The sequence below is a fragment of the Aquamicrobium lusatiense genome, from assembly GCF_014201615.1.
In the GTDB taxonomy this organism is placed as follows: Bacteria; Pseudomonadota; Alphaproteobacteria; order Rhizobiales; family Rhizobiaceae; genus Mesorhizobium; species Mesorhizobium lusatiense.
Genome location: NZ_JACHEU010000001.1, coordinates 817,103 through 843,958 on the forward strand (window position 1 = coordinate 817,103; position 26,856 = coordinate 843,958).

Sequence of the window (26,856 nt, forward strand, 5' to 3'; positions counted from 1 at the left end):
CAATCAAGGGGGCATCGTCTGCGGAGCCTTCACTCTTCGATGGGTGCCGGTGCGGCATCGCCACGCCTGATGTTGCGGCGGATCATGGCGATGTCGGCGCCGCCGGTGGCGAAGGCCAGCGCGAAGTACACGATCGCGCCGCCGCCGCACAGCAGGGCCAGCGTTCCGGTCTGCGACAGCAGCGAGGCGGATGAGGCTAGCCATGGCGCAAGCCATCTGGCCGCGCCATAAAGGGCCGCTCCCATCAGCGCCGACGACAGGACGAGGCGTGGAATGCGCTTCATCAGCGGTGCGTCATGACCCCAGTGTCCGCGCCGCACCAGCACGACAAGCAGCATCGTTGCATTGACCCAGCCGGCGACGACGGAGGCGACGGCAATGCCGGGCGCACCCATGAACGGGAACAGGCTGAGCGCGATGGTGATGTTGATCGCCACCGAAATTGCGGCGAACACCATCGGTGTCTTCGTGTCTTCCCGCGCAAAATAGCCCGGCGTGAAGGCCTTGATCAGCACGAAGGCAGGCAGGCCGAGCCCGAAGACGGCAAGGATCGAGGACACCAGCAGCGTGTCGTCGGCAGTGAAGGCGCCGCGCTCGTAAAGCACCCTGACGATCGGCTCGGAAATGGCAAGAAGGGCGGCGGTTGCCGGCAGGGTCAGGAACAGAACGAATTCGACGGAGCGGTTCTGGAGGCTGGCGGCCTCGACCAGATTGCCGGATTTCAGCGCCCGCGCCAGCTCAGGCAGAAGCACGATGGCGACGGCAATGCCGACCACGCCGAGCGGAAGCTGGTAGAAGCGGTCCGCCTGCGCGAGGGCAGGCACGGCCTTGTCTTGCCCCGAGGCGATTGCCGTGCCGATCAGCGTGTTGATCTGGGTGATGCCGCCGGTGATCGCCGCTGGCAGCGCCAGCCAGAGAAGGCGCTTCACATTGGGGGTCATGCGCGGCCATCTGAAGCCGATGGAAATGCCGGCGCGGCGCGCCGCGATCCACACGATGGCAAGCTGCACGACGCCGGCCGCCATCACGCCCCAGGCCATGGCATAGCCTGTGCTGAGCCCATCGGCGCCGGTGTACCAGGCATGTCCGAGCACCGCGATGAGGATGATGTTGAGGAAAACGGGCGCCACGGCGGCCGCGAAATAGCGGCGCAGCGAATTCAGCATCCCCGCCATCATCGCCGCCAGCGACATGCACATCAGGTAGGGGAACATGATGGTGGCGAGCGCCACGGTCAGCTCGTATTTCTGCGGGTCGCTGTAGAAGCCCGGCGCGATGATGGTGCGCACCAGAAGCGGCATGGCCAGTTCCATGAGGATGGTCAGGCCGGTCAGCACCGAGAACAGCACGCCGAACACTTCCTCGGAGAAGCGGCGCGCGCCGTCGATGCCGCCGGCTTCGATCTCCTTGGCGAACAGCGGCACGAAAGCGCTGTTGAACGCCCCTTCGGCGAACAGGCGCCGGAAGGTGTTGGGGAACTGGAACGCGGCGTAGAAGGCGCCGGCCACCGGCCCGGTGCCAAGGGCTGCCGCCATCAGCATTTCGCGGGCGAAGCCCAGGATGCGGCTCATCAATGTGCCGGAAGCGACGGTCGCGAATTTCCTGACAAGGCTCACTGGACCGATGCTCCTGCAAGGCGGCTGTGTTTGCGAGGCGATCCCGCCATTGCGTCAGAAGCCGGCTGGCACCGGACCGCCATCGGACAGGCGGGGGGAGCGCAGGCTGCGGAACGATGTCTTGCCCCGGAGCGGGCAGGGACGGGAAGCTGCAAATTCATGCCTGCCTATTCCGCCGCCGAGCGGGCTTTGTAAAGCTCGGTGAGCCCGTTTCCCTTCAGCACCTCGACCAGCCGCTTGCTGATTGCCGCGATGCGCGCCGGGTTTTCCACCTTCTGCCCGGTCAGGTCGGTGACATAGAAAGTGTCGATCACCTTCTCGCCGAAGGTGGTGATATGGGCCGATGCGATGTCGAGCGAAAGGTCGGACAGGGCACCGGTGATTTCCGACAGCAGGCCGGGCCGGTCGAGGCCCTTCACCTCGATCACCGAAAACCGGTGCGACAGCGTGTTGCGGATTTCGGCGCGCGGCGTGATGCGGAAGGCCTTGGCGCTGCGTTTGGCCTTGCTGCGCTTTGCGATCACCTCCGGCAGCCAGCTGCGCCCCGACAGCACATCCTCGATCAGCTTGCCGACGCGTTCGGCGCGGCGGCGCTCATCCTCGTCCAGCTCGAACTCGCGGCTGATCAATATGGTGTCGAGCGCGCGCCCGTCGGCTGTGGTGAAGATCTGGGCATCGACGATGTTGGCGCCGGCGGCGGCGCATGCGCCCGCGATCACCGAAAGCAGGCGGGGATGGTCCTGCGCCAGCACTGTGATTTCGGTCACGGCCTCGAATTCATGGGTGCGCACCATGGTGTCGAGCTTGCGGCCGGCGGCATCGGCCTCGCGCACGAATTTCGCATGGCGAAGCTGATCGGCCAGAGCAACGGTAAGCAGGTAGTTCGGATAAAGAAGGCCGACATAGGCAACCTTCTCGTCCTCGGTCCAACCGTCCAGCGCCTTGATCAGCTCGGCGCGTGCGTCGGCCGTGCGCTGTGAGCGCGACATTTCCGAGAATCCGCCGGTAAGCAGCAGTTCCGTCTCGTAATAGAGGGTGCGAAGAAGCTGTCCCTTCCAGCCGTTCCAGACGCCGGGACCCACCCCGCGAATGTCGCAGACGGTCAGGATAAGAAGCAGCTTCAGCCGTTCCACCGACTGCACGATGGTGGCGAAATCCTCGATCGTCTTGCGGTCGTTGAGGTCGCGCGTCTGGGCGGTCATCGACATCAGCAGGTGGTGCTCCACCAGCCAGGCGACGGTTTCGGTGTCGCTTTTCGACAGGCCCATATGCGGGCATATGCGCCGTGCGATGCGCGCGCCGGCCGTCGAGTGATCCTCCGGGCGACCCTTGGCGATGTCGTGCAGGAGCACCGTTACATAAAGCGCGTCGCGGTGCTTTGCCAGTTCGGGCATGAGCGAATGCGACAGCGGATGCGCCTTTTCGCCAGCGCCGCTTTCGATCTGCGCCAGAATGCCGACGCAGCGGATCAGATGCTCGTCCACCGTATAGTGGTGGTACATGTTGAACTGCATCATGGCGACGATCTTGCCGAAATCGGGGATCAGTCGCCCGAGAAGCCCGGCCTCGTTCATGCGCCTGAGATTGAGCTCGGCATGCCGGTCCGAGGTGAGGATGTCGAGAAACAGCCGGTTGGCTTCATGGTTGCGGCGGAGCGTCTTGTCGACCAGCCGCAGCGAGCGCGTCACCAGTTTCAGCGCATCCGGGTGGAATTCCAGCCCGTGGCGGTCGGCAAACCAGAACAGGCGCAGCAGATTGACCGGATCGCGCTCGAACACCTTGTCGTCGGCCACGTTGAGGCGGTGGTTGTCGACCACGAAATCGCTGGTGCCGGCCAGTTTGCGCCGTCGGCGCGTGAAGCCGGTGAGCATGCCGGCCATGCCGGGAACCTGCTTGGCCTGCTCCTCCTCCAGTCCGGCGCAGAAAATGCGGGTGAGGTTTCCGACATCCTTGGCGATGAGGAAATAGTGCTTCATGAAGCGCTCGACAGCCGACAGGCCGGGATGGCTGGTGTAGCCGAGGCGCTCGGCGATATCGCGCTGAATGTCGAAATGCAGGCGCTCCTCCGCCTTGCCGGTGAGGAAATGCATGTGGCAGCGCACCGCCCACAGGAAATCCTCCGACTTGAGGAACTGCCGGTACTCGCCCTGCGTGAACACGCCCTTGCCCACCAGCTCGCCGCCGCTGCGCACCCGGTAGTAATATTTGCCGATCCAGAACAGCGTGTGCAGGTCGCGCAGGCCGCCCTTGCCGTCCTTGACGTTGGGCTCGACCAGATAGCGGCTTTCGCCGGACTTGGCGTGGCGCACGTCGCGCTCGGCCAGCTTGGCCTGCGCGAACTCGGCGCCGGTGGTGGCCACCACCTCGCGGTCGAACCGCTCCACCATCTCGCGGCTCAGCGCCTCGTCGCCGCACAGGAACCGGCTTTCCAGAAGCGCGGTGCGGATCGTCATGTCGGACAGGGAGAGGCGGACGCACTCATCGATGTTGCGTGTGGCGTGGCCGACCTTCAGCCGCATGTCCCACAGCATGTAGAGCATATACTCGGCGATCTGCTCGCTCCACGGCGTCTGCTTGTAGGGCAGCAGGAACAACAGGTCGATGTCGGAGCCGGGCGCCAGGGTTCCGCGCCCGTAGCCGCCCACCGCCACAACCGCCATGCGCTCGGCCGTCGAGGGATTGTCGGCCGGGTAGACGCGGCTCGCGGTGAAATCGTAGAGCGCCCGCACGATCTCGTCCATGACATGGGACAGCCGTTCTGCGCACGCGGTGCCGCTGCCGTCCTGGCGCAGCATCTCCTCGGCGATGCGCAGACCTTCCTGTCGTTGCTGCTTGAGCAGGGCAAGCACCGCATTGCGGGTGTCGGAGGAATTCGCCGTGCCCTTGCCGGCCAGCGCCGACAGCTGGCTGCGCAATGCCGCGCCATCTATGAGTTCGTCCAGCCTGAGCGCGATCTTTGCCATGCGTGCCGGCTATCCTTCAGCTTAGGGAGAAGCGTCCTATATCCTGTTTTATGCTGCAACGGTATGGTTTTGCCTGCAAGGTTCCGGCATCGGCACATAGCTCTTGACCTTCCAGTCACTGGAAGCCCTATCTCAGGCCAAAGCAGTTGAAAGAGGCGGTCATGGCACATTCCGACCACACGCATAATCACAGCCACAATCATGGCGATCACGTCCATAAGAAGGGCGGCTCCTGCTGCTCGGGATCCGCACCGGCGCAGACGCAAACGCTCGTGCGCGATCCTGTCTGCGGCATGACGGTCGACCCTCAGGCGGGCAAGCCCAGCCATGAACATGCAGGCCATACTTATCATTTCTGCTGTGAAGGCTGCCGCACCAAATTCGCCGCCGATCCCGAAAGCTACCTGACCGCGAAAGACCCCGTCTGCGGCATGAATGTGGACCGCGCCAGCGCCCGCCATTTCCTGCGCCATCAGGGCGGGAAATACTATTTCTGCTCGGCGCGCTGCCTGGAGAAATTCGAGGCGGAGCCCGAAAAATATCTAGGCGATCGCCCGGCGCCAGAGCCGATGCCGCAAGGCACCAAATACACCTGTCCGATGGACCCCGAGATCATCCGCGACGAGCCCGGCGATTGCCCGATCTGCGGCATGGCGCTGGAGCCCATGGGCGTGCCGACCGGCAACGAGGGCCCCAATCCGGAGCTCATCGATTTCACGCGGCGTTTCTGGGTCAGCCTGTCGCTGGCCATTCCGCTGATGATCATCTCGATGGGGCCGATGGTCGGCCTTCCGGTGCGCGACTGGCTGGGCGAGAGGGTCGCCGTGTGGGCAGAGTTCGCGCTGGCGACACCGGTCGTCCTGTGGGCGGCCTATCCTTTCTTCAAGCGCGGCTGGGCGTCCATTCGCAACCGAAGCCCCAACATGTGGACGCTGATCTCGATCGGCGTTTCGGCTGCCTATCTCTACAGCGTCGTGGCCATGCTGTTCCCGGATCTGTTCCCGCATGAGGTGCGCGGCCACGGCGATTCGGTGCCGGTCTATTTCGAGGCATCCGCCGTCATTATCGCGCTGGTCTTCCTCGGGCAGGTTCTGGAACTGAAGGCCCGCGAGAAGACCGGTTCGGCCATTCGCGCCCTGCTCGATCTGGCGCCCAAGACGGCAAGGCGGGTGGACGCCGACGGTTCTGAACACGACGTGCCGCTTGCAGAGGTGAAGGCCGGCGAGCGCCTGCGCATCCGTCCGGGCGAATCGGTGCCGGTCGACGGCATCGTCGAGCAGGGCCGCTCAACCATCGACGAATCGATGATCACCGGCGAGCCGATCCCCGTCGAGAAAGGCGAGGGCGACGGTCTCATCGGCGGCACGCTGAACCGCAACGGCACGCTGGTCATGCGCGCCGAGAAGGTGGGGTCGGAGACGACGCTGTCGCGCATCGTGGAACTGGTCGCGAAGGCGCAGCGCAGCCGCGCGCCGATCCAGAGCCTCGCCGACCGCGTGTCCGGCTGGTTCGTGCCGACGGTGGTTCTGATCGCCATTCTGGCCTTCGCAGCATGGATGGTGTTCGGCCCCGAGCCGCGCCTCGTCTACGCCATCGTCTCGGCGGTGTCGGTCCTCATCATCGCCTGCCCCTGCGCGCTCGGTCTGGCGACGCCGATGTCGATCATGACCGCCACGGGGCGCGGCGCGCAGGCCGGCGTGCTGATCCGCGAGGCGGCGGCACTTGAGCGGCTGGCGGAAGTCGACACGCTGATCGTCGACAAGACCGGCACCCTTACCGAAGGCAGGCCGGAACTGAGCGACGTGCGTGCCGAACAGGGCTTCGAGGAAAACGAGGTGCTGGCGCTGGCGGCTTCCATCGAGCAGGGATCCGAACACCCGCTGGCCGAGGCCATCGTCGCCGGGGCAAAGGCGCGCGGTCTGGCCATTCCGGCTGCCGGCGATTTCGAGGCGGTCAACGGCAAGGGCGTTTCCGGCACGGTCGGCGGGCGCAGACTGGTGCTCGGCAACGCGCTGTTCATGCAGGAGCATGGCATCGACGCGGCCCTGACCTCGCAGCACGCCGATGCGCTGCGCGAAAACGGCCGCTCGGCCATCCTCGTCGCCGTGGACGGCAAGCCGGCCGGCGTGGTTGCGGTCTCCGACCCGATCAAGCCGACCGCCGCCGAGGCGCTGCGCGAACTGACCCGTTCCGGCATGCGTATCGTCATGGCGACGGGCGACAATGAGCGCACGGCAAAGGCGATCGCCGCAAAGCTCGGCATCTCCGAGATCCGCGCCGGCATGCTGCCGCAGGCCAAGGCCGATCTGGTCGCGGAGCTGAAGGGCAGGGGCGCAGTCGTGGTCATGGCCGGCGACGGCATCAACGATGCGCCGGCGCTTGCCGCCGCCGATGTCGGCATCGCCATGGGCACCGGCGCCGACGTAGCGCTTGAAAGCGCCGGCATCACGCTGGTCAAGGGCGACCTCACCGGCATCGTGCGGGCGCGCCATCTGGCTGAGAAGACGCTCTCCAACATCAGGCAGAACCTGTTCTTCGCCTTCCTCTACAACGCGCTTGGCGTTCCGGTGGCGGCCGGCGTGCTTTATCCGGTCACCGGCACGCTGCTGTCGCCGATGCTGGCCGCAGCCGCCATGAGCCTGTCATCGGTCTCGGTGATCGCCAATGCGCTGAGATTGCGCACCGTCAGGCTCTGATCGGGCTCCGCTTATGCGAGATGCCTCTGGAAGGGGCGCGGCTTCGGCTGCGCCCTCTTTTCGTCATAGGCCCTTTTGTGTCTGTCAGGAGATGGTAACGCCGAGTTCCTTCAGCCGTTTGACGGCCGTTGACGGCAGGGGCGGCGCATTCGGTGCTGTGGCGGCCTCGATGAGCAGTTCATCGCAGGCCGCTTCCGTTTCGGTAATCAGGCGGCGCATGAATTCGTCCCGGTCGAGCCCCGGCGGAATGGGCTTGAGGAAACGCGCCTTGATGGTTCCGGGATAGCGCAGGAACTTGCGGCGCGGCCAGTAGAGCCCGGCCACATGGGCGACGGGCACGACCGGAACGCCAAGCTGGGTGTAGAGCTCGACGATGCCCCATTTGTAGTTTGGCACGTCGCCCGGCGCGCGCCTTGTGCCTTCGGGATAGATGATGAGCTGGCGCGGATTGCGCTCCATCTCGGCTCTTGTCGCCGCCGACACCGCCTTCAGCGCCTTGGCGCGGCTGCCGCGGTTGACCGGGATCATACGCATCTTGAGAAGATACCAGCCGAAGAAGGGAATCCACATCAGCTCGCGCTTGAGGATGTAGATCGGGTCTTTCAGATAGGGAAAGAACGCGATCGTATCCCAGAAAGACTGGTGCTTGGGGGCGAGAATGAAGGACCCTTCCGGCAGGTTTTCCTGTCCGGTGATCTCGCTGCGCGTGTGCGCGATCTTTTCGTAGAGCCACATGCTCGAGCGCGACCAGAACCTCGGCACCAGCCAGGCTCTGTGTCGCGGTGCCAGAAAATAGAACGGCGCCCAGAAGAACATCTGGAAGATCAGGCTGGCATAGAAGGCGGCATTGAAAGCCAGCGAGCGAAGTTGAAGCATAGGCGGAGCAAGCCCGTAATCTGAGCAGTTCGGGAAAGGCAAGATGGTGCCCTCGCGCCCGCACCTGCATGAATGCGCGGAAACAGGCGCCTTCGTTACACCAGCTGCGCAGAAAAAGGAAACAGCCAGCAGGGGCTCAGGTCATTCCTTCAGGGAAGCATCCGCCAGCGACAAGCCGCCATGCTGCAGCCGCAATGGCAGCACGCTGCGCACCAGCGCGACCAGATACTTGTTGTATTCGGTGAACAGCACCCTGAGCGCCTGTGGCTTCACCAGCCAGCGGCCATCATCGAGCTTGGAATTCACGACCGGATAAGGCTCCAGCCGCGCGTCGCGCAGCAGGCGCCCCATTTCCAGAAGGCTGCGCGGCATATGGTAGTTGTTGGTGACGATGATGATGCTGCCATAGCCATGCTCCTCGACCCATTTGGCGCTTTCCTCGGCATTGCCGATGGTATCAAGCGCGGCGCGGTCGATGTCGACGCAGCAGTCGAACAGGGCGCTGTCGCCACCCATGGCAATCTGAAGCTGCTTGCGGCTCGCGGCAGGGTGAACCCCGCTGATCAGCAGCCGCTCCCCCTTGCCGGATGCGAGCAGCCCCATCGCCGCATCGAGGCGTGCCTGGCCACCGGTGAGAACGATGATGGCGTCGGCGGCCTGCGGGTCGGCCGGCGTGCTGAGGCGGCTGACATGGCCTGAAAACCAGCCAAAGCCGGCCAGAAAACAGGTCGCGAAACCAAGCATGAGTATGGCCGCAATGCGCACGGCATGGCGCACGCGACCCCGCGCGCGCCTCCCTATGCGCGATGCTGGCACCATATCGGCCATCACACCCAGTTCCTTCCCAATCATGCGTGTATGGTAAACCGTGATTCGCGCGCTTTGGCGGAGCCACCGTCACACATTGCATTACCGATTATTTCGGTTTGTGATCTTTCTCAGCCGCCATCCGTCTGCCCTCCTTCGAGGTCGCTGAGATAGGCGACCACCGTGGCGTGAGAGGTGGCTGCCGTAAGCGCGCCGATGATGATGACCATCATCAGAACGCCCAGATAGCCGGCAGAGCCGATAGCGAAATTGCCGAACAGGGCGGCGGCCTGATCGCCCTGCGGCGTGGCCATGTTGCGCGAAGACCACCATGAGAACAGGATGAAGACGACGATGGCCGCGACCCCGCCGGCCGCAGCGCCCTTCATGCCGGTGAACAGGAAGCGGGTGCGGAACTGGCGCGCGATGAACTGCGCCTCGGCGCCGACGAAGTGCAGAACCTCGATGATGTGACCGTTGCCGGCCATGGCGCCGCGTGTGGCGAACACAACGGTCATTACCGTTGCCGACAGCATCAGGCCCAGCACGGCAATGCCGATGGTTACCGTCGTATGGGCCATTGCGACGAGCCGGTCGACCCATGTGCGGTGATCGTCCAGCGTGGCGCTGGGCACGGCGGTTGTGATGGCCTCGCGCATGTCCTTGAAATCGGGCGGGCTGTCCTCGTTGATGGTGACGATGATGAGGCGCGGCACCGGAAGCTGCCCGATGTCGAAGCCCGACCCCAGCCATGGCTCCAGCAGGCGCATGGTGGCGGCACTGTCGATAATGCGCGTGCCTTTCACGCCGTCGAATTCGGCGGCGAGGCCGGCGGCGGTGGCAAGTGCGATCTCCATGTCGAGGCCCTCGGTGGGCTTGATCTGGATCGTCGCCTCACGCGAGATCTGGTTTTCCCACACCGATGCCGTATCGCGCACCAGCGTGACCGCACCGAAGGTGACGCAGGACAGGAAAGTCATGATGGCGATGACCACGACGAGCGCCCGGCCGGCAATGTTCTGCGCCGGTACGATGGGCGCGGTCTTGCGCGGCGCGCGCTCGGGCGGCGCGGGGCGCTCGAAACCTTCTTCTTCATCCGGCCGAGGCTGAGGAGCGTCAATCATAGATGTCCAGCCTTCCATTGGCGAGAATCAGGCGGCGGGCATCCACCTGATCCATCAGCGCCAGATCATGGGTGGCGATGACCACGGCCGTGCCCAGCCGGTTCAGCTCGATGAACAGCCTGAGCAGTCGGCGGGCTAGCTGGGGGTCGACATTGCCGGTCGGCTCGTCGGCGAGCAGGATTTCGGGCTGCTCGATGAGCGCGCGCGCGATCGCCGCGCGCTGCTTCTCTCCACCCGACAGCACCGGCGGCAGCACATGCATGCGCTCGCCCAGACCCACCCATTTCAGCAGCTCGATCACATCGGTGCGGTAGCTGGCCTCCTCGCGGCCGCGCACGCGCAGCGGCAGCGCCACATTCTCATAGGTGGTCATGTGGTCGAGCAGGCGGAAGTCCTGGAACACGATGCCGATGCGGCGGCGCAGCAGCGGCAGTTCGGCGCGCGAGATGCGGGCGCGGTCCTTGCCGAAGATGGTGATGAGCCCGCGCGTCGGCCGCAGCGACATGAACAGAAGGCGCAAAAGCGTGGTCTTGCCGGCACCGGAAGGCCCGCTCAGAAACTGGAACGACCCCGCCGGTATGTGCAGGGAGATATCGCGGAGAATTTCCGGACCCATGCCATAGCGCAGGCCGACATTTTCGAAGCGGATCACGTTGAACGACCTGAATGCTGAACGGGCGAAGCACCGACCGTTTCCTCACGGCGAAAATCGTCAGGCGTGGTTAACAGCAAGTTAAATTCCGGCACAATCCCTACCAGTCTGTGGCTTCGGGTCGCGAAGCATTAACCATTCTTCGTCTACCAGAAGAAAACGAGAGTGCGAACGGGGACCAGCATGGCCGCCCAGACGATGGCACGACCGGTTTCCGGCGAAATCATGACCGGCCCGGACGAAGGTGACGCGCGAGGGATGCGCCCTCTGCCGGCGGGGCTTTCGCGCGACATCGTGGATGCCGATTTCGTCACCTTGTCCGGTCCGCCTCATCGCGCCCCTCATAAGGATGCCGCCGCGAAGGATTGCAGCGCGGCCATCGGTCTGGAACCCGCGCAAATGCAGGGCATGGCCGTGCTGCGCAAGGACAGGCGATCGCATGCCCGACCCTTTTCCACACGTGGCGGGCCGGTATTCTGGCTGGCGGGAATTCTGATTGCCGGCACCGCATTCTGGATCGGCGGCGGGCATGCGCTGGTCATGGACATGGAGATGTTCAGGGAGGCGCCGCAGACAGCACTTTCGATCTCCGCCGTCACGTCCAGGGTCGATGATTCGGGTGCCCGGCCGCTTCTCCTCGTCGATGGTGAAGCGGGAAATGACGGCGCAGGCGCCGCAAAAGTGCCGCCGCTGGAGATCCGCGTCACCGGCGAAGACGGGCGCATCACCCGCTACAGGCTGGGGACATCCGGGCGCTCGCTCGCCCCGGGCGAAAGATTCAGCTTTTCCGGGCGGGTCGAGGTGCCTAGAAGCGGAGTGAAATCCGTATCCGTAGCCTTTACCGGATAGTACAGAGCCAGAAAGCACCCAGCGGGAGTATCGCCAAATGCCAATCGTGCGCGGCAAGGACATTGAAGTCCTGTTCTCGGCTTCGGCGATCGCCCGCCGCAACCTTGAGCTCGCCAAGGACATAGCGGGTCGCGAATACAACGACCTTCTGGTGATTTCGATCCTGAAAGGGTCCTTCATCTTCGCCGCCGATCTGATTCGCGCCATGCATGATGCGGGGCTCGCCCCGGAGGTGGAATTCATCTTCATCTCCTCCTATGGCGCGGGCACGGAAAGCGGTCAGGTGCGCGTCCTGCGCGACATCGACAATGAAGTTGCCGGGCGCGACGTGCTGCTGATCGACGATATTCTGGAGTCCGGCAAGACGCTGCAATTCGCGCGCAACCTGATGCTGTCGCGCGGCGCGAAGAGCTGTTCGCTGGCCGTCCTGCTCGACAAGCGCATGCGCCGCCAGATCGATCTGGAAGCCGATTATGTCGGCTTCGACTGCCCTGACCATTTCGTCGTCGGTTACGGAATGGATGTCGGCCACGCTTTCCGCGAGCTGCCTTTCGTCGGAATCGTCAAGGGCGACGCGTAACCTTTTTCTTACCATGCCGGATTCGGCAAAATTAACTTTTGGCGGTCAGAGTCCTGCCCATGGCAAAGCTTCTGATCGTTGAGGACGATGAGTCCGTCCGTATGTTCGTCTCCCGTGCGCTGGAACGCGCCGGGCACCAGATTCATGTCGCTGCAGACGGGGCGCAGGGACTGGACATGATCTGCGCCGCCGACAGCGATTACGATCTGGTCGTGTCCGATATCCGCATGCCGGAGATGGACGGCATCGAGATGGCGATGTGTGCTGCCCGGGCCTGTCCCGGCCTTCGCATCCTGCTGATGACCGGCTATGCCGACCAGCGCGAGCGAGCCGACGACCTCAGCAGCGTCATCATCGATGTCGTCAACAAGCCGTTTTCGCTGGCGGAAATCCGCAGCCGGGTCGAAGCAGCGCTTTGCGTCGAGCTGACCCGCGCCGCCTGATCACTTCAGTTCCAGCAATCTTTCCAGATAGCTGCGCTCGACCTCCGGAGACATCGCTTCTCCCAGCCGCTTGCGGATGGCGTCGAGGATTTCGCGGGCGCGCTGAACGTCGATCTCGTCCGGCACCTTCACCGAATTGCCGAAGTCCGGCCCCTGCGTGCCGCGCGGCCGACCGAGCGGATCGCGGTCCGCGCTTTGTTGGCGCCGGCCCTGCCCCTGCTGGCCGTCCTCGCCCTGCATGGCCTGCAACTGCTGCATCATGTCGCGTGCGCCCTGACGCAGGGCTTCCAGCGCCCGGCCCTGATGGCCGACGGCGCGGTCGCCTTCGCCTTCGCCGAGCGATTCGCCGGCCTGCCCCATGGATTTGTCGGCCTGCCCGAGCCCCTCATTGGGCTGCATGCCCATGCCTTCGAGATCCTTGCCGAGCTGCTGCAGGTCTTTCTGGAGCTGGTCCTGCCCCTCCTGCAACTGCCTGAGCGCGTCAGCCAGTTCCTCGGGCGTCATGCCGCCCTGTCCCTGCTGGCCGCTCTGTCCACGCTGGTTCTGGTTGCCGTCCAGCCCTTCCTGCTGGTCGTCTCCCATCCGGCCATTATCGCCCCGCTGCATCTGGTCCATGCGGAACGTCTCGTTCATCATCTCCTGCTGGCGGCGCATGATTTCGCCCAGCTTGTTCATCTGCTGGCTGAACTCGTCGCCCTGCTGGCCCTGACCCTGCTGGCCCGGTTGCGCCATCTGGAGGTTGTTCATCATCTCCTGAAGCTGGGACAGCAGTTCCTGCGCCTGTTCGCTGTTGCCGGAGCGGGCGAGATTCTCGATCTGATCCATCATGCGGTCGAGATCGCTCTGGCGCAGCTCCTGCCCGTTCTGTGGCGCCCGCGCATTGTTCTGGTTCTGGTTGCGCTGGGCGAATTCGCGCAGGAAATCATTCATGGCCTGACGCAGTTCCTGCATCAGCCGCGATATTTCCTCATCCGATGCCCCGTTTTGCAGCGCATCCTGCAAGGCCTGCTGCGCCTGCCGCAGGCGCTGTTCCGCATCCGAAAGGCTGCCATTCTCGATGCCGAGCGCCACATGCCACAGATAGGAGACGACGTCGCGAAGCTGATCGTCGCCGGACGCCAGCCGGAGCCGGCTGCGCGCGCTCATCAGGCCCAGATAGGCGGTCGGACTGTCGAACGTATCCTCGGGGCGAAGGGTCACGGCGTCCATCAGGTCAAGCACGCGCTGCTTCGCATTGGCGTCGAGGCCAAGCAGCCGGCGCTGCTCGATCACCGCAAGGGCCAGGGGATTGGTGAAGGTCCTTTCCGGCATCGTCATGGTGACGGTCTCGCTGCGCCCTGTCTGCCCGGCGTCGTCGGTGGCAGCCAGCGTCAGCGTGACGGGCAGGCCGGCCCAGACATGCTCGGTGAGGTTCTTCGAGGTTTTCGCCGCATTGGCCTTCGAGCCGCGCCGGGGCAGGTTCAGCGCCATCTCCGGCTCGTCATAGAGCGGACGCGCCCCGGCCGCCGGCGGCGCGGCCTGCCTGAACTCGACCGCCGCGGAGGCTGCGCCGTAATCGTCCTCGATCTCGTATTGCAGTTCGAGCGTGCCATTGGCGGCCCGCTTCGGCTCGCCTGCAAAGCGAATGGTCGGAGGGGTATCCGGCGTGACCGCGAAGGTCCAGCGCGCGACCTCGCTGCGCCCGGAGCGCAGAACGAGTTCGCCGTCCTGACCGAGCGTTCCGGCAAACTGCCTCACGCCGTCAGCAGCCGGCCCGACGTTCCCGTTCCCATCCCCGGCTGCCGGCGAAGCCGGCTCGATCGGCGTTTCCTTGCCGTCGGCAGGTATGAAGCTCAGCGTCTCCGAGCCCGATCCGCCGGTGACGCGCAGCGAAACCGTGCTCCCGGCGGGCACCGTGAACAGGGAAACAGCGCGATTGGCGTCTGCATTCAGGAACATGGGCGCCTTGCCGGTATAGGCAGGCGGCGTCACCCAGGCGTCGATGCGCGCCGCCAGCGCTTCACGCACGGCAGTCGGGCGGAAACCGTCGGAAAGGCTGCCGCCCATGGGGCCGAGCGAAAAGGCGTAGGATACGAACAGCAACAGCGCCACCACGGCGCGCAGGCCCCATGGGTCGCGATCCGGCACTCTGGAAACGGGCAGGGCGGCATCGAGATTGCCGAGCCGGCCGGCCATGCGTTTCTGATGCTCGCGCCACAGCGCTTCGCTGAAGGCCGTCTGCGTTCCGCTCGGCCGGTCGGTGAGCGTCCGCAACGGACTGTGCGCAAGCCCGTTCGCCGCTTCGATGCGGCGATCGACTTCAGCGGTCGAGGGCAGGCGGAAGAAGCGCAGCGGCCACAGCGCAACCAGCGCGGCGAGGGCGAACGCGCTCATCACCGCGACCCGCGGCCAATCGGAAAGGCTGGCCACGAGGCCGAACCAAGACAGGCTGACGAACAGCCCGGCGACCAGAACGAGCGGCAGCACCAGCGGCCAGAACCGCTCCGCGATCATGGCCGCGCGGGTGCCCATGCGGCTCAGAACAAGACGCCCCGGTAATCCCGGGGTCAGTCTCGCAGGGGTGCTTGCATCGGGACGGTCAGTCATCGGCCTTTCCGCTGCCGGCCACGAAGGCATGGCCTCTTTGCCAGTGATAGCTTGCCGAGTTTACCAGCAAAGACGGCGAAGGCGAGGCGGGTTCCCGAAAACGTGATCGGATCGCCGCCCCTCCGGCACGGCGTCCCGCACTGTTCCGGTCCGCTTTCAGAGCCAGTCCGGAAGTGTGTCGAGGCCGATCAGTTCTTCATAGGTCTGGCGTCTGCGCACGACGGCGAAGCGGTCGCCATCGACCAGAACTTCCGGGATGAGGGGGCGGGTGTTGTAGGTGCCCGACTGCACCGCCCCATAGGCGCCGGCGGTGTAGACGGCGACCAGATCGCCCGGTGCCATGCGCGGCAGGTTGCGGTCGAGGCCGAGATAATCGCCGGTCTCGCACACCGGCCCGACCACGTCGGCCTTGAGCCATTCGGCATCGGCGGCCGGTTCCGTCACCGGGCGGATGTCGTGATAGGCTTCGTAGAGCGTCGGGCGGATCAGGTCGTTCATGCCCGCATCGACGATCAGGAAATTCTTGGCTTCAGCTTCCTTGAGGTAAATCACCTCGGTGACGAGGATGCCGGCGTTGCCGACGATCAGCCGCCCCGGCTCGAACACCAGCCTGGCGCCGATATCGGCGAAATGCCTGCGCACGATCTCCGCATAGGCCACGGGAAGCGGCGGCGGGGAATTGTCGTGCTGATATGGAACGCCAAGTCCCCCGCCCATATCGACATGGGTCAGGTCATGGCCGTCTGCCCTGAGCTGGCTAACCAGTTCCGCCATCAGCGTGAAGGCGTCGTCGAAAGGCTGGAGGTCGGTGATCTGGCTGCCGATATGTGCATCGACGCCGCTCACCCTGATGCCGGGAAGGGCTGTTGCGCGGGCATAGGCCTCGCGGGCGCGGGAAATCGGAATGCCGAACTTGTTCTCCGACTTGCCGGTGGAGATCTTGGCGTGGGTACGCGCATCGACATCGGGGTTGATGCGCAACGAGACGGAAGCCACCTTGCCCAGCGCCGTGGCGCGTTGCGACAGAAGCTCCAGTTCCGGCTCGGATTCCACGTTGAAGCAGTAGATGCCGGCCTCAAGCGCGAAATCCATCTCGCCGGCCTTCTTGCCGACGCCAGAGAACACGATCCTGCTGGCCGGTATCCCGGCGGCAAGCGCGCGCCTGATCTCGCCTTCCGAGACCGTGTCGGCTCCTGCGCCGAGCTTTGCCAGCGTCTTCAGAACGGCCTGATTGGAATTGGCTTTCAGCGCATAGCAAACCAGCGTGTCGAGCCCGGCGAAAGCCTGGCTGAACACGTTGAAATGACGGGTCAGCGTTGCCGTGGAATAGCAATAGAACGGTGTGCCGACCGCAGCCGCAATCGCCGGGATCGAAACATCCTCGGCGTGAAGAATGCCGTCGCGATATTCAAAATGGTTCAAGGCGAGCTTCCGGAAATCAGATCAGCTTGTCGAGGATGAACGGCTTGTCGTTGTCCGGTTTCTGCGGTTCCGGCGGCAGCGGCTCCTTGTTGCGCTGCGCTTCCTTGCGGGCTTCGACGGCTGCCTCATAGGGCGTGTCGAGGCCCGACTTGCGCCCGCAGGCTGAAACAGTCGCCATCGTGGCGACCAGCGCCAGCATCGTAACCAGTCTGCCTGCGGTCATCGTTTCATCCGTCCGTGATTACCCTTGACCGGGTTCTATCCAAGTTTGGCGATCAATGCACCCGGCTTCAAGCCTTGGCCAGTCGCTTTTTCCAGTAACGCACCTGACGGCGCACCTCGGCGGGGGCGGTGCCGCCGAAGCTCTGCCGGCTTTTCACCGAATTCTGCACCGACAGCACGGAGAAGATATCGGCGGTGATGCCCTCATGGATGGACTTCAGATCCTCCAGCGTCAGCTTTTCGAGGCCGCATTTCTTCTCTTCGGCCAGCGCAACCGCACGCCCGGTGACATGATGTGCCTCGCGGAAGGGAATGCCCAGTTCCCGCACCAGCCAGTCGGCAAGGTCGGTGGCGGTGGAGTAGCCGGAACCGGCAGCGCGCTTCATCGCGGCTTCGTTGACCGTCAGGTCGCGGACCATGCCCGTCATCGCCGCCAGCATCAGGTCGAGCGTCTCGGCCGCGTCGAACACGGCTTCCTTGTCTTCCTGCATGTCCTTGGAATAGGTCAGCGGCAGGCCCTTCATCACCGTCAGCAGGCCGATCAGGTGGCCGTTGAGGCGCCCGGTCTTGGCCCGCACCAGTTCGGCCGCATCCGGGTTCTTCTTCTGCGGCATGATCGAGGAGCCGGTGGAGAAGCTGTCGGACAGGCGCACGAAGCCGAATTGTGGCGTCGACCAGATGACGATCTCCTCCGCCAAGCGCGACAGATGGGTGCCGGCGATCGAGGCCACGGACAGGAACTCCAGCGCGTAGTCGCGGTCGGAAACGCTGTCGAGCGAATTGCGGGTCGGCTCGCGGAAGCCCAGCGCCTTCGCCGTCATGTGGCGGTCAATGGGGAAGCCGGTGCCGGCAAGCGCTGCCGCACCGAGCGGACTCTCGTCCATGCGTTCGATGGCATCGCGCACCCGCGACAGGTCACGCGCGAACATCTCGGCATAGGCGAGACAATGGTGGCCGAAGGTCACCGGCTGCGCGGTCTGAAGATGGGTGAAGCCGGGCATCACGGCGGCCGCATGTTCTTCGGCGCGCGCCACGAATGCCGCGATCAGCCCTTTCAGCGCCTCGGCGACGCGGTGGAACTCGTCCTTCACCCACAGCCGGAAATCGACGGCCACCTGATCGTTGCGCGAGCGGGCGGTGTGCAGCCGGCCGGCGGCCGGGCCGATCAGTTCGGCCAGCCGCGCCTCGATGTTCATGTGGATGTCTTCGAGCCTGGTGGAGAACTCGAATTTTCCGGCCTCGATTTCGCTGCGGATGGTGGCGAGGCCATCGGCAATTTTCTTGCTGTCGTCTGCCGAAATGATGCCGGTTTTGGCCAGCATCTCGCTATGGGCGATCGAACCCCTTATATCCTGCGCGTAGAGCTTGCGATCGTAGCCGACGGAGGCGTTGATCGCTTCCATGATCGCGGCGGGACCCGAGGCAAATCGTCCGCCCCACATCTGGTTGCTGGCCTTCTTGTCGCTCATCTCTATAACCCGTGCCCGGAGCAGTTGAAAAAATGGCAGACGGCAGAAAACTTTTCCCCACCACGCGCCTGATTCTGGCGGCCCTCCTGGCCGGTGCCGCAGCCGGCGCGCTCGCGGTATATGTCAGCGGCGGCCTTGAAGGCAACAATGCAACGGTCGCAACGTCTGCCATCGCCGCGCAGGATCGCGTGTGCGCCGCCAAAACGGAGCGCGCAAAGAAGGTAGCCGCCGCCGCGACAGGTCACGTCGCGGCCATGCTGCCGGCCGATCCGCCGCAATCGCTGGCCGGTCTTGCCTTCAATGACCCGGATGGAAAGCCGGCTACGCTTGCCGGCCACGCTGGCAAGACCGTGCTGGTCAATCTGTGGGCGACATGGTGCGCGCCCTGTCGTGCCGAAATGCCGGCTCTGGACGAGTTGCAGCAGAAAATGGGTGGCGACAGCTTCGAGGTGGTCGCCATCAACGTGGATACCGGCGACGACGCAAAGCCGAAAGCCTTCCTCAATGAAATCAAGGTGTCCGGTCTTGCCTACTACAGCGACCATTCCATGGGCGCTTTCAACGAGCTGAAGGCGAAGGGCCTTGCGCTCGGCCTGCCCGTCACCGTGCTGGTCGATGATGAAGGCTGCCTGCTTGCCCATATGAACGGCCCGGCCGAGTGGTCTACGCCAGATGCCGTCAGATTCATCGAAACCGCTCTGGGTGACGTAAAGTAAAGCCGGAGTTTTCCACGCTCCTTAACCGGCTTTCATCATATCGACACGCCGCTGTTGTCTGTCTGTCATATTCGCCCCATACTTCCGACCGCGGAACTGAACTCCATTTGGTCAATTATGTATCGGGAGATGAAGATGAAGCTTCTGGGTATTGCAGCAGGTCTTGCAACCGCACTCACCCTCTATTCCTCGGCCTCCGCCATCGCTGCCACCCAGATAAGCTGGTGGCACGCCATGACCGGCGCCAATGCCGAAGTGGTCGACAAAATCGCCAAGGACTTCAACGCCAGCCAGAGCGACTATGAAGTCGTGCCGGTCTTCAAGGGCACCTATCCCGAGACGCTGAATGCCGGAATCGCCGCTTTCCGCGCCGGCCAGGCCCCCGACATCATTCAGGTCTTCGACGTCGGCACCGGCGTCATGATGGCCGCCGAGGGCGCCATCCGCCCGGTCGCCGAAGTTCTGGAGGGTGCTGGCCTGAAGTTCGACAAGAGCCAGTATCTGCCGGGCATCGTCGCTTACTACTCGAAGCCCGACGGCACCATGCTGTCCTTCCCCTACAACTCTTCCTCGCCGATCCTGTATTACAACAAGGATGTGTTCGAGAAAGCCGGCCTCGACGTGAACAACCCGCCCAAGACCTGGGGTGAGGTTTTTGAAGCGGCGAAGAAGATCAAGACCAGCGGTGCGGCTGCCTGCGGTTACACCTCGACCTGGCTCACCTGGATCCATCTGGAGAACTTCGCCGCCTGGAACAACATTTCCTACGGCACCAATGAGAACGGCCTTGCCGGCGGCGACGTCGAGCTGAAGATCAACGCTCCGCTCTACGTCAACCACTTCCAGTCCATCGCCGATCTGGCCAAGGACGGCACCTTCAAATATGGCGGCCGCACTTCGGAGGCCAAGCAGCTGTTCCTTGCCGGCGAATGCGGCATTCTCACCGAATCGTCGGGCGGCCTTGGCGACATCGTCAAGTCGGGCATGAACTATGGCATCGGCCAGCTCCCCTATGACGAGGACGGCGCGGGCCCGCAGAACACCACGCCCGGCGGCGCCAGCCTGTGGGTGATGGCCGGCAAGTCGGACGAGCAGTACAAGGGCGTTGCCGCCTTCTTCAACTATCTGTCGCAGACCGATGTGCAGCAGTTCCTGCACGAGCAGTCCGGCTATCTGCCGGTGACGCTGGCCGCCTATGAAGCCACCAAAGGGTCGGACTTCTACGAGAAGAACCCCGGCCGCGAAACGCCGATCCTGCAGATGATGGGCAAGGCGCCGACCGAGAACTCCAAGGGCGTTCGTCTCGCCAACCTGCCGCAGGTGCGCGATATCCAGAACGAGGAGTTCGAGAAGATGCTCGCCGGCCAGCAGACCGCACAGCAGGCGCTCGACGCTGCCGTCACGCGCGGCAATGCGGCCATCAAGGAAGCCAACGCCAACTAGGCGCTGGTGTCCGGATCAGGGAGGGCCGGCGTCGTGCCGGCCCTCCGTCTTTCCATGGGTTCGCGGCTTTCTGCACGACCATGTCGCCATCATGGCGCAACGTTTCCCCCTTGCCGCGCAAGTCCCGAATTGCCTGCCATTGCGACGGAAGGGTCCGCCTGCGTGAACCATCTGCTTGAAACCACCCGGTCTTTCTGCTCCGATGGTCCCGCTTGCGCCGAAAGAAGCCGGAGGAGATGGACATGACGCCGCGCGTCGTATTTCCCAACCGCGTCCTGCCCTATCTGCTGCTGGCGCCCCAGCTCGCCATCACGCTGGTCTTTTTCTATCTCCCTGCCGCACAGGCGCTCTACCAGTCTATGCTGCGGGAGGACCCGTTCGGCCTGCGCTCCCGTTTCGTCTGGTTCGCCAATTTCAAAAAGGTTCTGGCCGATCCCGCCTATCTGAATGCGATGCATGTGACGGTGATCTTCTCCGTCGCCACCGCCGTCGTTGCCATGGGCGTGGCCTTGCTGCTGGCGGTGATGGCCGACAAGGTGGTGCGCAGCCGTGGTCTCTACCGCACCCTTTTGATCTGGCCCTATGCGGTGGCGCCGGCCATTGCCGGCATGCTGTTCCTGTTCATGTTCAACCCCTCGATCGGTACGCTGGCCGTGCTCATGCGCAAGGCCGGGATCTCGTGGGACCCGCTGCTCAATTCGACCGATGCCATGGTGCTGGTGGTGACGGCGGCGGCATGGAAGCAGATCAGCTACAATTTCCTGTTCTTCGTCGCCGGCCTTCAGGCGATCCCGAAAAGCCTGATCGAGGCGGCAGCCATCGACGGCGCGCGGGAGGTCAAGCGGTTCTGGACGATCGTGTTTCCGCTGCTGGCGCCCACGACCTTCTTCCTGCTGGTCATCAACACCACCTACGCCTTCTTCGACACTTTCGGCATCATCCATGCCGTCACCGGCGGCGGGCCCGGCAAGTCGACGGAAACGCTGGTCTACAAGGTTTACAATGACGGCTTCGTCAACCTGATCCTCGGCGAATCGGCCGCCCAGTCGGTGATCCTGATGATCATCGTCATCGCGCTCACCGCCATCCAGTTCCGCTATGTGGAAAGGAAGGTGCACTATGGCTGATACAAAGGCACCGGCCAGCGGCAGCGACAAGCTGATGATCGGCCAGTCGTCTGCCGGCATCTGGCTTGCCCACGCCATCCTGATCCTTGGCGTGGTCATCGTCGCCTTCCCGATCTACTACACCTTCGTCGCGTCCACCCATTCACTGCAGACGATCTTGCGCCCGCCGCTGCCACTGTTGCCGGGACCGGAGTTCTGGAACAATTATTCGCAGGCTCTGTGGGGCGGCACTCGCCAGATCGGCGGCGTCGGTGTCGGCACCCTGCTCGTCAACACCACGGTGATGGCGCTGGGCATCGCCATCGGCAAGATCATCATCTCGATCCTGTCGGCCTATGCGATCGTGTTCTTCCGCTTTCCGTTCCGGATGACCTTCTTCTGGGTCATCTTCATCACCCTGATGCTGCCCGTCGAGGTGCGCATCCTGCCGACCTACAAGGTGATGGTCGATCTGGGGCTCATCGACACCTATGCCGGGCTGATCGTGCCGCTGATCGCCTCGGCCACCGCAACGCTGCTGTTCCGGCAGTTCTTCATGACCATTCCGGGCGAACTGGTGGAGGCCGCGCGCGTCGACGGGGCGGGGCCGTGGCGCTTCTTCTTCGACATCCTGCTGCCCCTGTCGCGCACCAACATCGCGGCCCTGTTCGTCATCCTCTTCATCTACGGATGGACGCAATATCTGTGGCCGCTTCTGGTCACCAACAGCAACGACATGAACACCATCGTCATCGCGCTGCGCAAGATGATCTCCTTCGCCGATGCCGACACGCAATGGCATCTGGTCATGGTGACGTCGATCCTTGCCATCATCCCGCCGATCCTGGTGGTGGTGGCCATGCAGCGCTGGTTCGTCAAGGGTCTGGTCGAGTCGGAGAAATAGAACATGGCGACAGTCGATCTCAACGATGTGCGCAAGGTTTATGCAGGCGGCTTCGAGGCGGTGAAGGGCATCTCCATCGCCATTCCCGACAAGGCGCTGTGCGTGCTGGTCGGGCCGTCGGGCTGCGGCAAGTCCACGCTGCTGCGCATGATCGCGGGGCTGGAGACGATCTCGGCCGGCACGATTTCCATCGACGGCAAGGTCGTCAACAGCATCGGCCCGACCGATCGCGACATCGCCATGGTGTTCCAGAACTACGCGCTCTATCCGCATATGAGCGTCTACGACAACATGGCCTATGGCTTGCGCAACCGCGGCACGCCGAAGCCGGAGATCGATGCCCGCGTGCGGGCGACCGCAAAGACGCTCGAACTCGACCAGCTGCTGGACCGCAAGCCGCGCCAGCTTTCCGGCGGCCAGCGCCAGCGCGTCGCCATGGGCCGCGCCATTGTGCGCAATCCCAAGGTGTTCCTGTTCGACGAGCCGCTTTCCAATCTCGACGCCAAGCTGCGTGGCCAGATGCGGGTCGAGATCAAAAACCTGCAGCGCAATCTCGGCGTCACCTCGGTCTATGTCACCCATGACCAGCTCGAAGCCATGACGCTGGCCGACATGCTGGTGGTGATGAACGGCGGTCTCATCGAGCAGGTTGGCGCGCCGATGGATATTTATGAGAAGCCGGCCTCGACCTTCGTTGCCGCCTTCATCGGTGCCCCGCCGATGAACCTTCTGGCGCTGACGCGCGATGCGCAGGGCAGGGCGATGGTTGCTGGCGCGGTCCTCGGTGGCGATGTCGCCGACAACGTTGCCATAGTCGGGCTCAGACCCGAGGATGTGGTGATTGCCACTGGCGACGGTCAGTCGCCGGCCTTCACGCTGCCGGTAACTGTGGAGGCGGTGGAGCCGGTGGGAATGGAAAGTTTCCTGCATTGCGCCGCAGGGGGCGTGCGCATCGTGGTGCGCGTTCCCGGCCGCAGCATGGCCAGCCCGGGCGATCATCTGGAAGTAACAGCCGGCCGGGACCGGCTGCATTTCTTCGACAAGGACGGCAAGCGGGTCTGAAACCCGCCTGCTTGTCCAAAAAACTTAGAGCATTTCTGCTTTTCTCCGAATCGCAGAAATGCTCTATCTCTTTGTTTTAACCGCATTTCTGCGACGCCAGATGTTTCCATCTGGCTGCAAAATGCTCTAGTTCTTGATGCGGCGGGCGAACTCGGCCAGCGCCTTCTGGTAGATCGTGGCGCGGTTCCAGTCGTTCCAGTGCTTGTAATTGACTTCGCCCGGACCGTATCCGCCACCCGGCTGCCAGCCATGGCCGCGCAGGAAATTGGCGGTCGAGGCGAGAACGTCGGCGCGCGAACGGATGAGGTCGCGGCGGCCGTCGCCATCGAAATCGACGGCATATTCCAGATATTTGGACGGCAGGAACTGGGTCTGTCCGAGTTCGCCGAAGCCGGCGCCCCGCATCTGCTCGGCGGAGATGTAGCCTTTCTGGGCAATGATCAGCGCCGAATCGAGCTCGTTGGTGAAGAAGGCCGAGCGGCGGCAGTCATAGGCGAGCGTCGCCAGCGGTCCGAACACGCTCTTGTTGCCCGAATTCGCGCCGAAGCCGGTTTCCATGCCCCAGATGGCCAGAAGCACTTCCGGCTGAACGCCGTACTTCTGTTCGATGCGGCGCAGCAGCGACGCTTCGGACTTCATGTAGCCCTTTGCCTTCTTCACGTAGGAGGCGGGCGCGCGGCGCTGCATGAAATCTTCAAGGCTGCCCCGGAAGGCCTTGTGCTGAGCCCGGTCGATCTTGATCACGCCGGTATCGTACTTCACGCCCTGCATGGGGCGCGTGTCGATGCCGCGTGCCTTGGCATCGGCGGTGTAGGCACCCACCCATGCATTGAAGCCGCTGGCGTCATTGCCGCATTTGCCGGCTGCCTGCGCAGCGCCTGCGCTCATCAAAGCAGCAAGGGCTGCCGCGGTAAAAATCCGTACTTTGGCAACAACTGCCATATTGGTCTCCTGAGTGCCTGAATCACGTCCCCGTGCGAATTTGCCAGCCAAACATGAACTTGTCATTGCCATTCCGGTAAACAGCACGTGTGTGGCGGCCTATTGCAGGCGGAAGTCGCTCTAAATGTGGCGAAATGGTGTCGATTGCTCCGCACGGAAGCATTACCGGCCGCCATATGGTCCGGCAAACTTGACTCTGGTCGGTTTTTCCTGTCTACACCGCAAAATTCTGCGACAAGTCTTCTTTTCGCAAAGCTGACCGGGGCGATGGGCCATTGAAGCCCGCCAGTCGACCCCGGAGGCCAACATCCGGCAGCGCGGTGCGCCCCCGGGTGCTTTTTGGCTTTGCTTTCGTTTGGAGAAGGCACGGAGCGGCATTACCTTTCGTCCATCCATGGACGGCAGGAAAAGGAAGAGACATGTTTGAATCGCTGCAGGAACGCCTTGGCTCGATCCTGAACGGCCTCACCGGCCGCGGCGCGCTGTCGGAGGCCGATGTTTCGGCCGCCCTGCGCGAGGTCCGCCGCGCGCTGCTGGAGGCCGACGTCGCGCTCGATGTCGTTCGCTCCTTCACCGACAAGGTGCGCGAGAAGGCGGTTGGCGCTGCGGTTCTCAAGTCGATCAAGCCCGGCCAGATGGTCGTCAAGATCGTCCATGACGAGCTGGTGTCCATGCTCGGCGAAGAGGGCGTGCCGATCGACCTCAATGCGCCGGCTCCGGTTGTCATCATGATGGTTGGCCTGCAGGGCTCGGGCAAGACCACCACCACGGCCAAGATCGCGCGCCGTCTGAGCGAGCGTCAGGGCAAGAAGGTGCTGATGGCCTCGCTGGACACGCGTCGTCCGGCCGCGCAGGAACAGCTTCGCCAGCTTGGCGAGCAGACGAAGGTCGCCACGCTGCCGATCGTCGCCGGCCAGTCGCCGGTCGAGATCGCCCGCCGCTCCGTGCAGGCGGCGAAGCTCGGCGGTCATGACGTCGTCATCCTCGACACCGCCGGCCGAACCCATATCGACGAGCCGCTGATGGCCGAGATGGCCGAGATCAGGGCGGCCTCCAACCCGCATGAGATCCTGCTGGTCGCCGACTCCCTGACCGGTCAGGACGCCGTCAACCTCGCCCGCAATTTCGATGAACGCGTCGGCATCACCGGCCTCGTGCTCACCCGCATGGACGGCGACGGCCGCGGCGGTGCAGCCCTTTCGATGCGCGCCGTGACCGGCAAGCCGATCAAACTGATCGGTACCGGCGAGAAGATGGATGCGCTGGAGGAATTTTACCCCAAGCGCATCGCAGACCGCATTCTGGGCATGGGCGACATCGTTTCGCTCGTGGAAAAGGCTGCCGAAACCATCGATGCGGAAAAAGCCGCAGCGATGGCGAAGAAGATGCAGTCGGGCAAGTTCGACCTGAACGACCTCGCCGATCAGCTTGGCCAGATGCAGAAGATGGGCGGCATGGGCGGCATCATGGGCATGATGCCCGGCATGGGCAAGATGAAGGACCAGATGGCCGCCGCCGGCCTCGACGACAGGATGTTCGGCCGCCAGCTCGCCATCATCTCCTCGATGACGAAGGCCGAGCGCGCCAATCCCGACATTCTCAAGCACAGCCGCAAGAAGCGCATTGCCGCCGGTTCCGGCACCGATGCAGCCGAGATCAACAAGCTGCTCAAGATGCATCGCGGCATGGCCGACATGATGAAAGCCATGGGCGGCAAGGGCAAGGGCGGCGGCATGATGCGCGGCCTCATGGGCGGTCTGGCTTCGAAAATGGGCATGGGCGGCCTCGGCGGCATGATGGGCGGCGGCATGCCGGACCTGTCGAAGATGGACCCGAAGCAGCTTGAGGCGCTGAAGAAGCAGGCGGAAGCCGCCGGCCTCGGCAAAGGTCTTCCCGGCGGATTGCCCGGTGGCCTTCCGGGCGGCTTGCCCGGCGGTCTGCCAGGTCTGGGGGGCGGCGGGCTTCCGGGCCTTCCCGGCGGCATGAAGCTGCCCGGCCTCGGCGCTCCGGGCAAGAAGAAGTGAGGGGACGATGAGCGAAGACAAGAACATCGATGAAGCGCGCCGGCTGCTTGCCGGCTACCGCTCCTCGATCGACAATATCGATGCTGCTCTCATCCATATGCTGGCCGAACGCTTTCGCTGCACGCAGGCGGTGGGTGTTCTCAAGGCAACACATGGCCTTCCGCCAGCCGATCCGGCGCGCGAGGCCCAGCAGATCGAGCGTTTGCGGCGGCTCGCCAACGACGCCCATCTCGACCCCGACTTTGCGGAGAAGTTCCTGAACTTCGTCATCCGCGAGGTCATCCGCCATCACGAGCATATCGCCGCCAACGGTGGCACCTCCCAACCCGGCTGATTTCCCGCCGGTTCATACAC

At 63.9% G+C, this 26,856-nt stretch carries 22 protein-coding genes; 11 read left to right on the forward strand and 11 right to left on the reverse strand.

Annotated features, from left to right (window positions below; translation table 11 throughout):
* Positions 1-29: 29 nt before the first annotated feature.
* Both murJ and HNR59_RS04000 read right to left on the reverse strand, forming a co-directional pair.
* Positions 30-1,616 carry a murein biosynthesis integral membrane protein MurJ gene (gene murJ, locus HNR59_RS03995; protein ID WP_183826291.1) on the reverse strand — a complete coding sequence of 529 codons (1,587 nt, stop codon included), beginning with the start codon at positions 1,614-1,616 and terminating at the stop codon, positions 30-32.
* Between the two features lie 167 nt (positions 1,617-1,783).
* On the reverse strand, positions 1,784-4,579 hold the full coding sequence (locus HNR59_RS04000) for a [protein-PII] uridylyltransferase (RefSeq protein ID WP_183826293.1): 2,796 nt from the start codon (positions 4,577-4,579) through the stop codon (positions 1,784-1,786).
* A gap of 161 nt (positions 4,580-4,740) precedes the next feature.
* On the opposite strand from HNR59_RS04000, the gene HNR59_RS04005 reads away from it, so the two are divergent.
* On the forward strand, positions 4,741-7,275 hold the full coding sequence (locus HNR59_RS04005; protein WP_183826296.1) for a heavy metal translocating P-type ATPase: 2,535 nt from the start codon (positions 4,741-4,743) through the stop codon (positions 7,273-7,275).
* 84 nt (positions 7,276-7,359) lie between these two features.
* Here HNR59_RS04005 and HNR59_RS04010 read toward each other — a convergent pair whose 3' ends face one another.
* The 4 genes from HNR59_RS04010 to ftsE form a co-directional block, all read right to left on the reverse strand.
* Complete coding sequence (locus HNR59_RS04010) at positions 7,360-8,151, reverse strand: lysophospholipid acyltransferase family protein (protein ID WP_183826299.1); 792 nt, start codon at positions 8,149-8,151, stop codon at positions 7,360-7,362.
* Positions 8,152-8,292: 141 nt separating this feature from the next.
* On the reverse strand, positions 8,293-8,979 hold the full coding sequence (locus tag HNR59_RS04015; RefSeq protein WP_425291475.1) for a YdcF family protein: 687 nt from the start codon (positions 8,977-8,979) through the stop codon (positions 8,293-8,295).
* Between the two features lie 110 nt (positions 8,980-9,089).
* On the reverse strand, positions 9,090-10,082 hold the full coding sequence (locus HNR59_RS04020; protein WP_183826305.1) for a cell division protein FtsX: 993 nt from the start codon (positions 10,080-10,082) through the stop codon (positions 9,090-9,092).
* Complete coding sequence (gene ftsE / locus HNR59_RS04025) at positions 10,075-10,734, reverse strand: cell division ATP-binding protein FtsE (protein ID WP_183826308.1); 660 nt, start codon at positions 10,732-10,734, stop codon at positions 10,075-10,077. The genes HNR59_RS04020 and ftsE overlap by 8 nt, the downstream gene beginning before the upstream one ends.
* A gap of 183 nt (positions 10,735-10,917) precedes the next feature.
* Between ftsE and HNR59_RS04030 the strand changes: the two genes are divergently transcribed.
* The 3 genes from HNR59_RS04030 to HNR59_RS04040 are packed head-to-tail and all read left to right on the forward strand — an operon-like array spanning position 10,918 to position 12,606.
* Positions 10,918-11,583 carry a hypothetical protein gene (locus HNR59_RS04030; protein ID WP_183826311.1) on the forward strand — a complete coding sequence of 222 codons (666 nt, stop codon included), beginning with the start codon at positions 10,918-10,920 and terminating at the stop codon, positions 11,581-11,583.
* A gap of 37 nt (positions 11,584-11,620) precedes the next feature.
* Positions 11,621-12,163 carry a hypoxanthine phosphoribosyltransferase gene (gene hpt / locus HNR59_RS04035; protein ID WP_183826313.1) on the forward strand — a complete coding sequence of 181 codons (543 nt, stop codon included), beginning with the start codon at positions 11,621-11,623 and terminating at the stop codon, positions 12,161-12,163.
* 59 nt (positions 12,164-12,222) lie between these two features.
* Positions 12,223-12,606, forward strand: a complete 384-nt coding sequence (locus tag HNR59_RS04040) for a response regulator (RefSeq protein ID WP_183826315.1) — start codon at positions 12,223-12,225, stop codon at positions 12,604-12,606.
* Here HNR59_RS04040 and HNR59_RS04045 read toward each other — a convergent pair whose 3' ends face one another.
* From HNR59_RS04045 to argH, 4 genes are all read right to left on the reverse strand, one after another.
* Entirely contained in the window at positions 12,607-15,192 is a 2,586-nt protein-coding gene (locus tag HNR59_RS04045) for a TIGR02302 family protein (protein ID WP_183826318.1), read from the reverse strand.
* 156 nt (positions 15,193-15,348) lie between these two features.
* The gene (gene lysA / locus HNR59_RS04050; RefSeq protein ID WP_183826321.1) at positions 15,349-16,614 is read right to left on the reverse strand and encodes a diaminopimelate decarboxylase; all 1,266 of its coding nucleotides are present in this window, start codon (positions 16,612-16,614) and stop codon (positions 15,349-15,351) included.
* A gap of 16 nt (positions 16,615-16,630) precedes the next feature.
* Positions 16,631-16,837: a lipoprotein gene (locus tag HNR59_RS04055; RefSeq protein ID WP_183826324.1), complete on the reverse strand. Its 207-nt coding sequence runs from the start codon at positions 16,835-16,837 to the stop codon at positions 16,631-16,633.
* Between the two features lie 67 nt (positions 16,838-16,904).
* Entirely contained in the window at positions 16,905-18,305 is a 1,401-nt protein-coding gene (argH, locus tag HNR59_RS04060; RefSeq protein WP_183826327.1) for an argininosuccinate lyase, read from the reverse strand.
* A 32-nt stretch (positions 18,306-18,337) separates the two neighbouring features.
* Here argH and tlpA point away from each other — a divergent pair, with 32 nt between their 5' ends.
* From tlpA to HNR59_RS04085, 5 genes are all read left to right on the forward strand, one after another.
* Positions 18,338-19,021, forward strand: a complete 684-nt coding sequence (gene tlpA / locus HNR59_RS04065; RefSeq protein ID WP_183826330.1) for a thiol:disulfide interchange protein TlpA — start codon at positions 18,338-18,340, stop codon at positions 19,019-19,021.
* A gap of 135 nt (positions 19,022-19,156) precedes the next feature.
* A complete protein-coding gene (gene ugpB, locus HNR59_RS04070) occupies positions 19,157-20,464 on the forward strand; it encodes a sn-glycerol-3-phosphate ABC transporter substrate-binding protein UgpB (RefSeq protein ID WP_183826333.1) in 1,308 nt (435 codons plus the stop codon).
* 242 nt (positions 20,465-20,706) lie between these two features.
* Positions 20,707-21,591 carry a sn-glycerol-3-phosphate ABC transporter permease UgpA gene (gene ugpA / locus HNR59_RS04075; protein ID WP_183826336.1) on the forward strand — a complete coding sequence of 295 codons (885 nt, stop codon included), beginning with the start codon at positions 20,707-20,709 and terminating at the stop codon, positions 21,589-21,591.
* Positions 21,592-21,625: 34 nt separating this feature from the next.
* On the forward strand, positions 21,626-22,474 hold the full coding sequence (gene ugpE, locus HNR59_RS04080; protein WP_183831306.1) for a sn-glycerol-3-phosphate ABC transporter permease UgpE: 849 nt from the start codon (positions 21,626-21,628) through the stop codon (positions 22,472-22,474).
* Positions 22,475-22,477: 3 nt separating this feature from the next.
* On the forward strand, positions 22,478-23,536 hold the full coding sequence (locus HNR59_RS04085; protein ID WP_183826339.1) for a sn-glycerol-3-phosphate import ATP-binding protein UgpC: 1,059 nt from the start codon (positions 22,478-22,480) through the stop codon (positions 23,534-23,536).
* A gap of 126 nt (positions 23,537-23,662) precedes the next feature.
* On the opposite strand, the gene HNR59_RS04090 is transcribed toward HNR59_RS04085, so the two are convergent.
* Positions 23,663-24,478 carry a lytic murein transglycosylase gene (locus HNR59_RS04090; protein ID WP_183826342.1) on the reverse strand — a complete coding sequence of 272 codons (816 nt, stop codon included), beginning with the start codon at positions 24,476-24,478 and terminating at the stop codon, positions 23,663-23,665.
* A 419-nt stretch (positions 24,479-24,897) separates the two neighbouring features.
* Between HNR59_RS04090 and ffh the strand changes: the two genes are divergently transcribed.
* On the forward strand, positions 24,898-26,502 hold the full coding sequence (gene ffh / locus HNR59_RS04095) for a signal recognition particle protein (RefSeq protein ID WP_183826344.1): 1,605 nt from the start codon (positions 24,898-24,900) through the stop codon (positions 26,500-26,502).
* 7 nt (positions 26,503-26,509) lie between these two features.
* Positions 26,510-26,836: a chorismate mutase gene (locus HNR59_RS04100; protein WP_183826347.1), complete on the forward strand. Its 327-nt coding sequence runs from the start codon at positions 26,510-26,512 to the stop codon at positions 26,834-26,836.
* Positions 26,837-26,856 lie beyond the last annotated feature (20 nt).

Excerpts from the sequence above, each read along its gene's own strand:
- HNR59_RS04000 (WP_183826293.1), bottom strand. The coding sequence starts at position 4,579 with ATGGCAAAGATCGCGCTCAGGCTGGACGAACTCATAGATGGCGCGGCA.
- HNR59_RS04005 (WP_183826296.1), top strand. The coding sequence starts at position 4,741 with ATGGCACATTCCGACCACACGCATAATCACAGCCACAATCATGGCGAT.
- HNR59_RS04010 (WP_183826299.1), bottom strand. The coding sequence starts at position 8,151 with ATGCTTCAACTTCGCTCGCTGGCTTTCAATGCCGCCTTCTATGCCAGC.
- HNR59_RS04015 (WP_425291475.1), bottom strand. The coding sequence starts at position 8,979 with ATGGCCGATATGGTGCCAGCATCGCGCATAGGGAGGCGCGCGCGGGGT.
- HNR59_RS04020 (WP_183826305.1), bottom strand. The coding sequence starts at position 10,082 with ATGATTGACGCTCCTCAGCCTCGGCCGGATGAAGAAGAAGGTTTCGAG.
- HNR59_RS04030 (WP_183826311.1), top strand. The coding sequence starts at position 10,918 with ATGGCCGCCCAGACGATGGCACGACCGGTTTCCGGCGAAATCATGACC.
- hpt (WP_183826313.1), top strand. The coding sequence starts at position 11,621 with ATGCCAATCGTGCGCGGCAAGGACATTGAAGTCCTGTTCTCGGCTTCG.
- HNR59_RS04040 (WP_183826315.1), top strand. The coding sequence starts at position 12,223 with ATGGCAAAGCTTCTGATCGTTGAGGACGATGAGTCCGTCCGTATGTTC.
- HNR59_RS04045 (WP_183826318.1), bottom strand. The coding sequence starts at position 15,192 with ATGACTGACCGTCCCGATGCAAGCACCCCTGCGAGACTGACCCCGGGA.
- HNR59_RS04055 (WP_183826324.1), bottom strand. The coding sequence starts at position 16,837 with ATGACCGCAGGCAGACTGGTTACGATGCTGGCGCTGGTCGCCACGATG.
- argH (WP_183826327.1), bottom strand. The coding sequence starts at position 18,305 with ATGAGCGACAAGAAGGCCAGCAACCAGATGTGGGGCGGACGATTTGCC.
- tlpA (WP_183826330.1), top strand. The coding sequence starts at position 18,338 with ATGGCAGACGGCAGAAAACTTTTCCCCACCACGCGCCTGATTCTGGCG.
- ugpB (WP_183826333.1), top strand. The coding sequence starts at position 19,157 with ATGAAGCTTCTGGGTATTGCAGCAGGTCTTGCAACCGCACTCACCCTC.
- ugpA (WP_183826336.1), top strand. The coding sequence starts at position 20,707 with ATGACGCCGCGCGTCGTATTTCCCAACCGCGTCCTGCCCTATCTGCTG.
- ugpE (WP_183831306.1), top strand. The coding sequence starts at position 21,626 with ATGATCGGCCAGTCGTCTGCCGGCATCTGGCTTGCCCACGCCATCCTG.
- HNR59_RS04085 (WP_183826339.1), top strand. The coding sequence starts at position 22,478 with ATGGCGACAGTCGATCTCAACGATGTGCGCAAGGTTTATGCAGGCGGC.
- HNR59_RS04090 (WP_183826342.1), bottom strand. The coding sequence starts at position 24,478 with ATGGCAGTTGTTGCCAAAGTACGGATTTTTACCGCGGCAGCCCTTGCT.
- ffh (WP_183826344.1), top strand. The coding sequence starts at position 24,898 with ATGTTTGAATCGCTGCAGGAACGCCTTGGCTCGATCCTGAACGGCCTC.
- HNR59_RS04100 (WP_183826347.1), top strand. The coding sequence starts at position 26,510 with ATGAGCGAAGACAAGAACATCGATGAAGCGCGCCGGCTGCTTGCCGGC.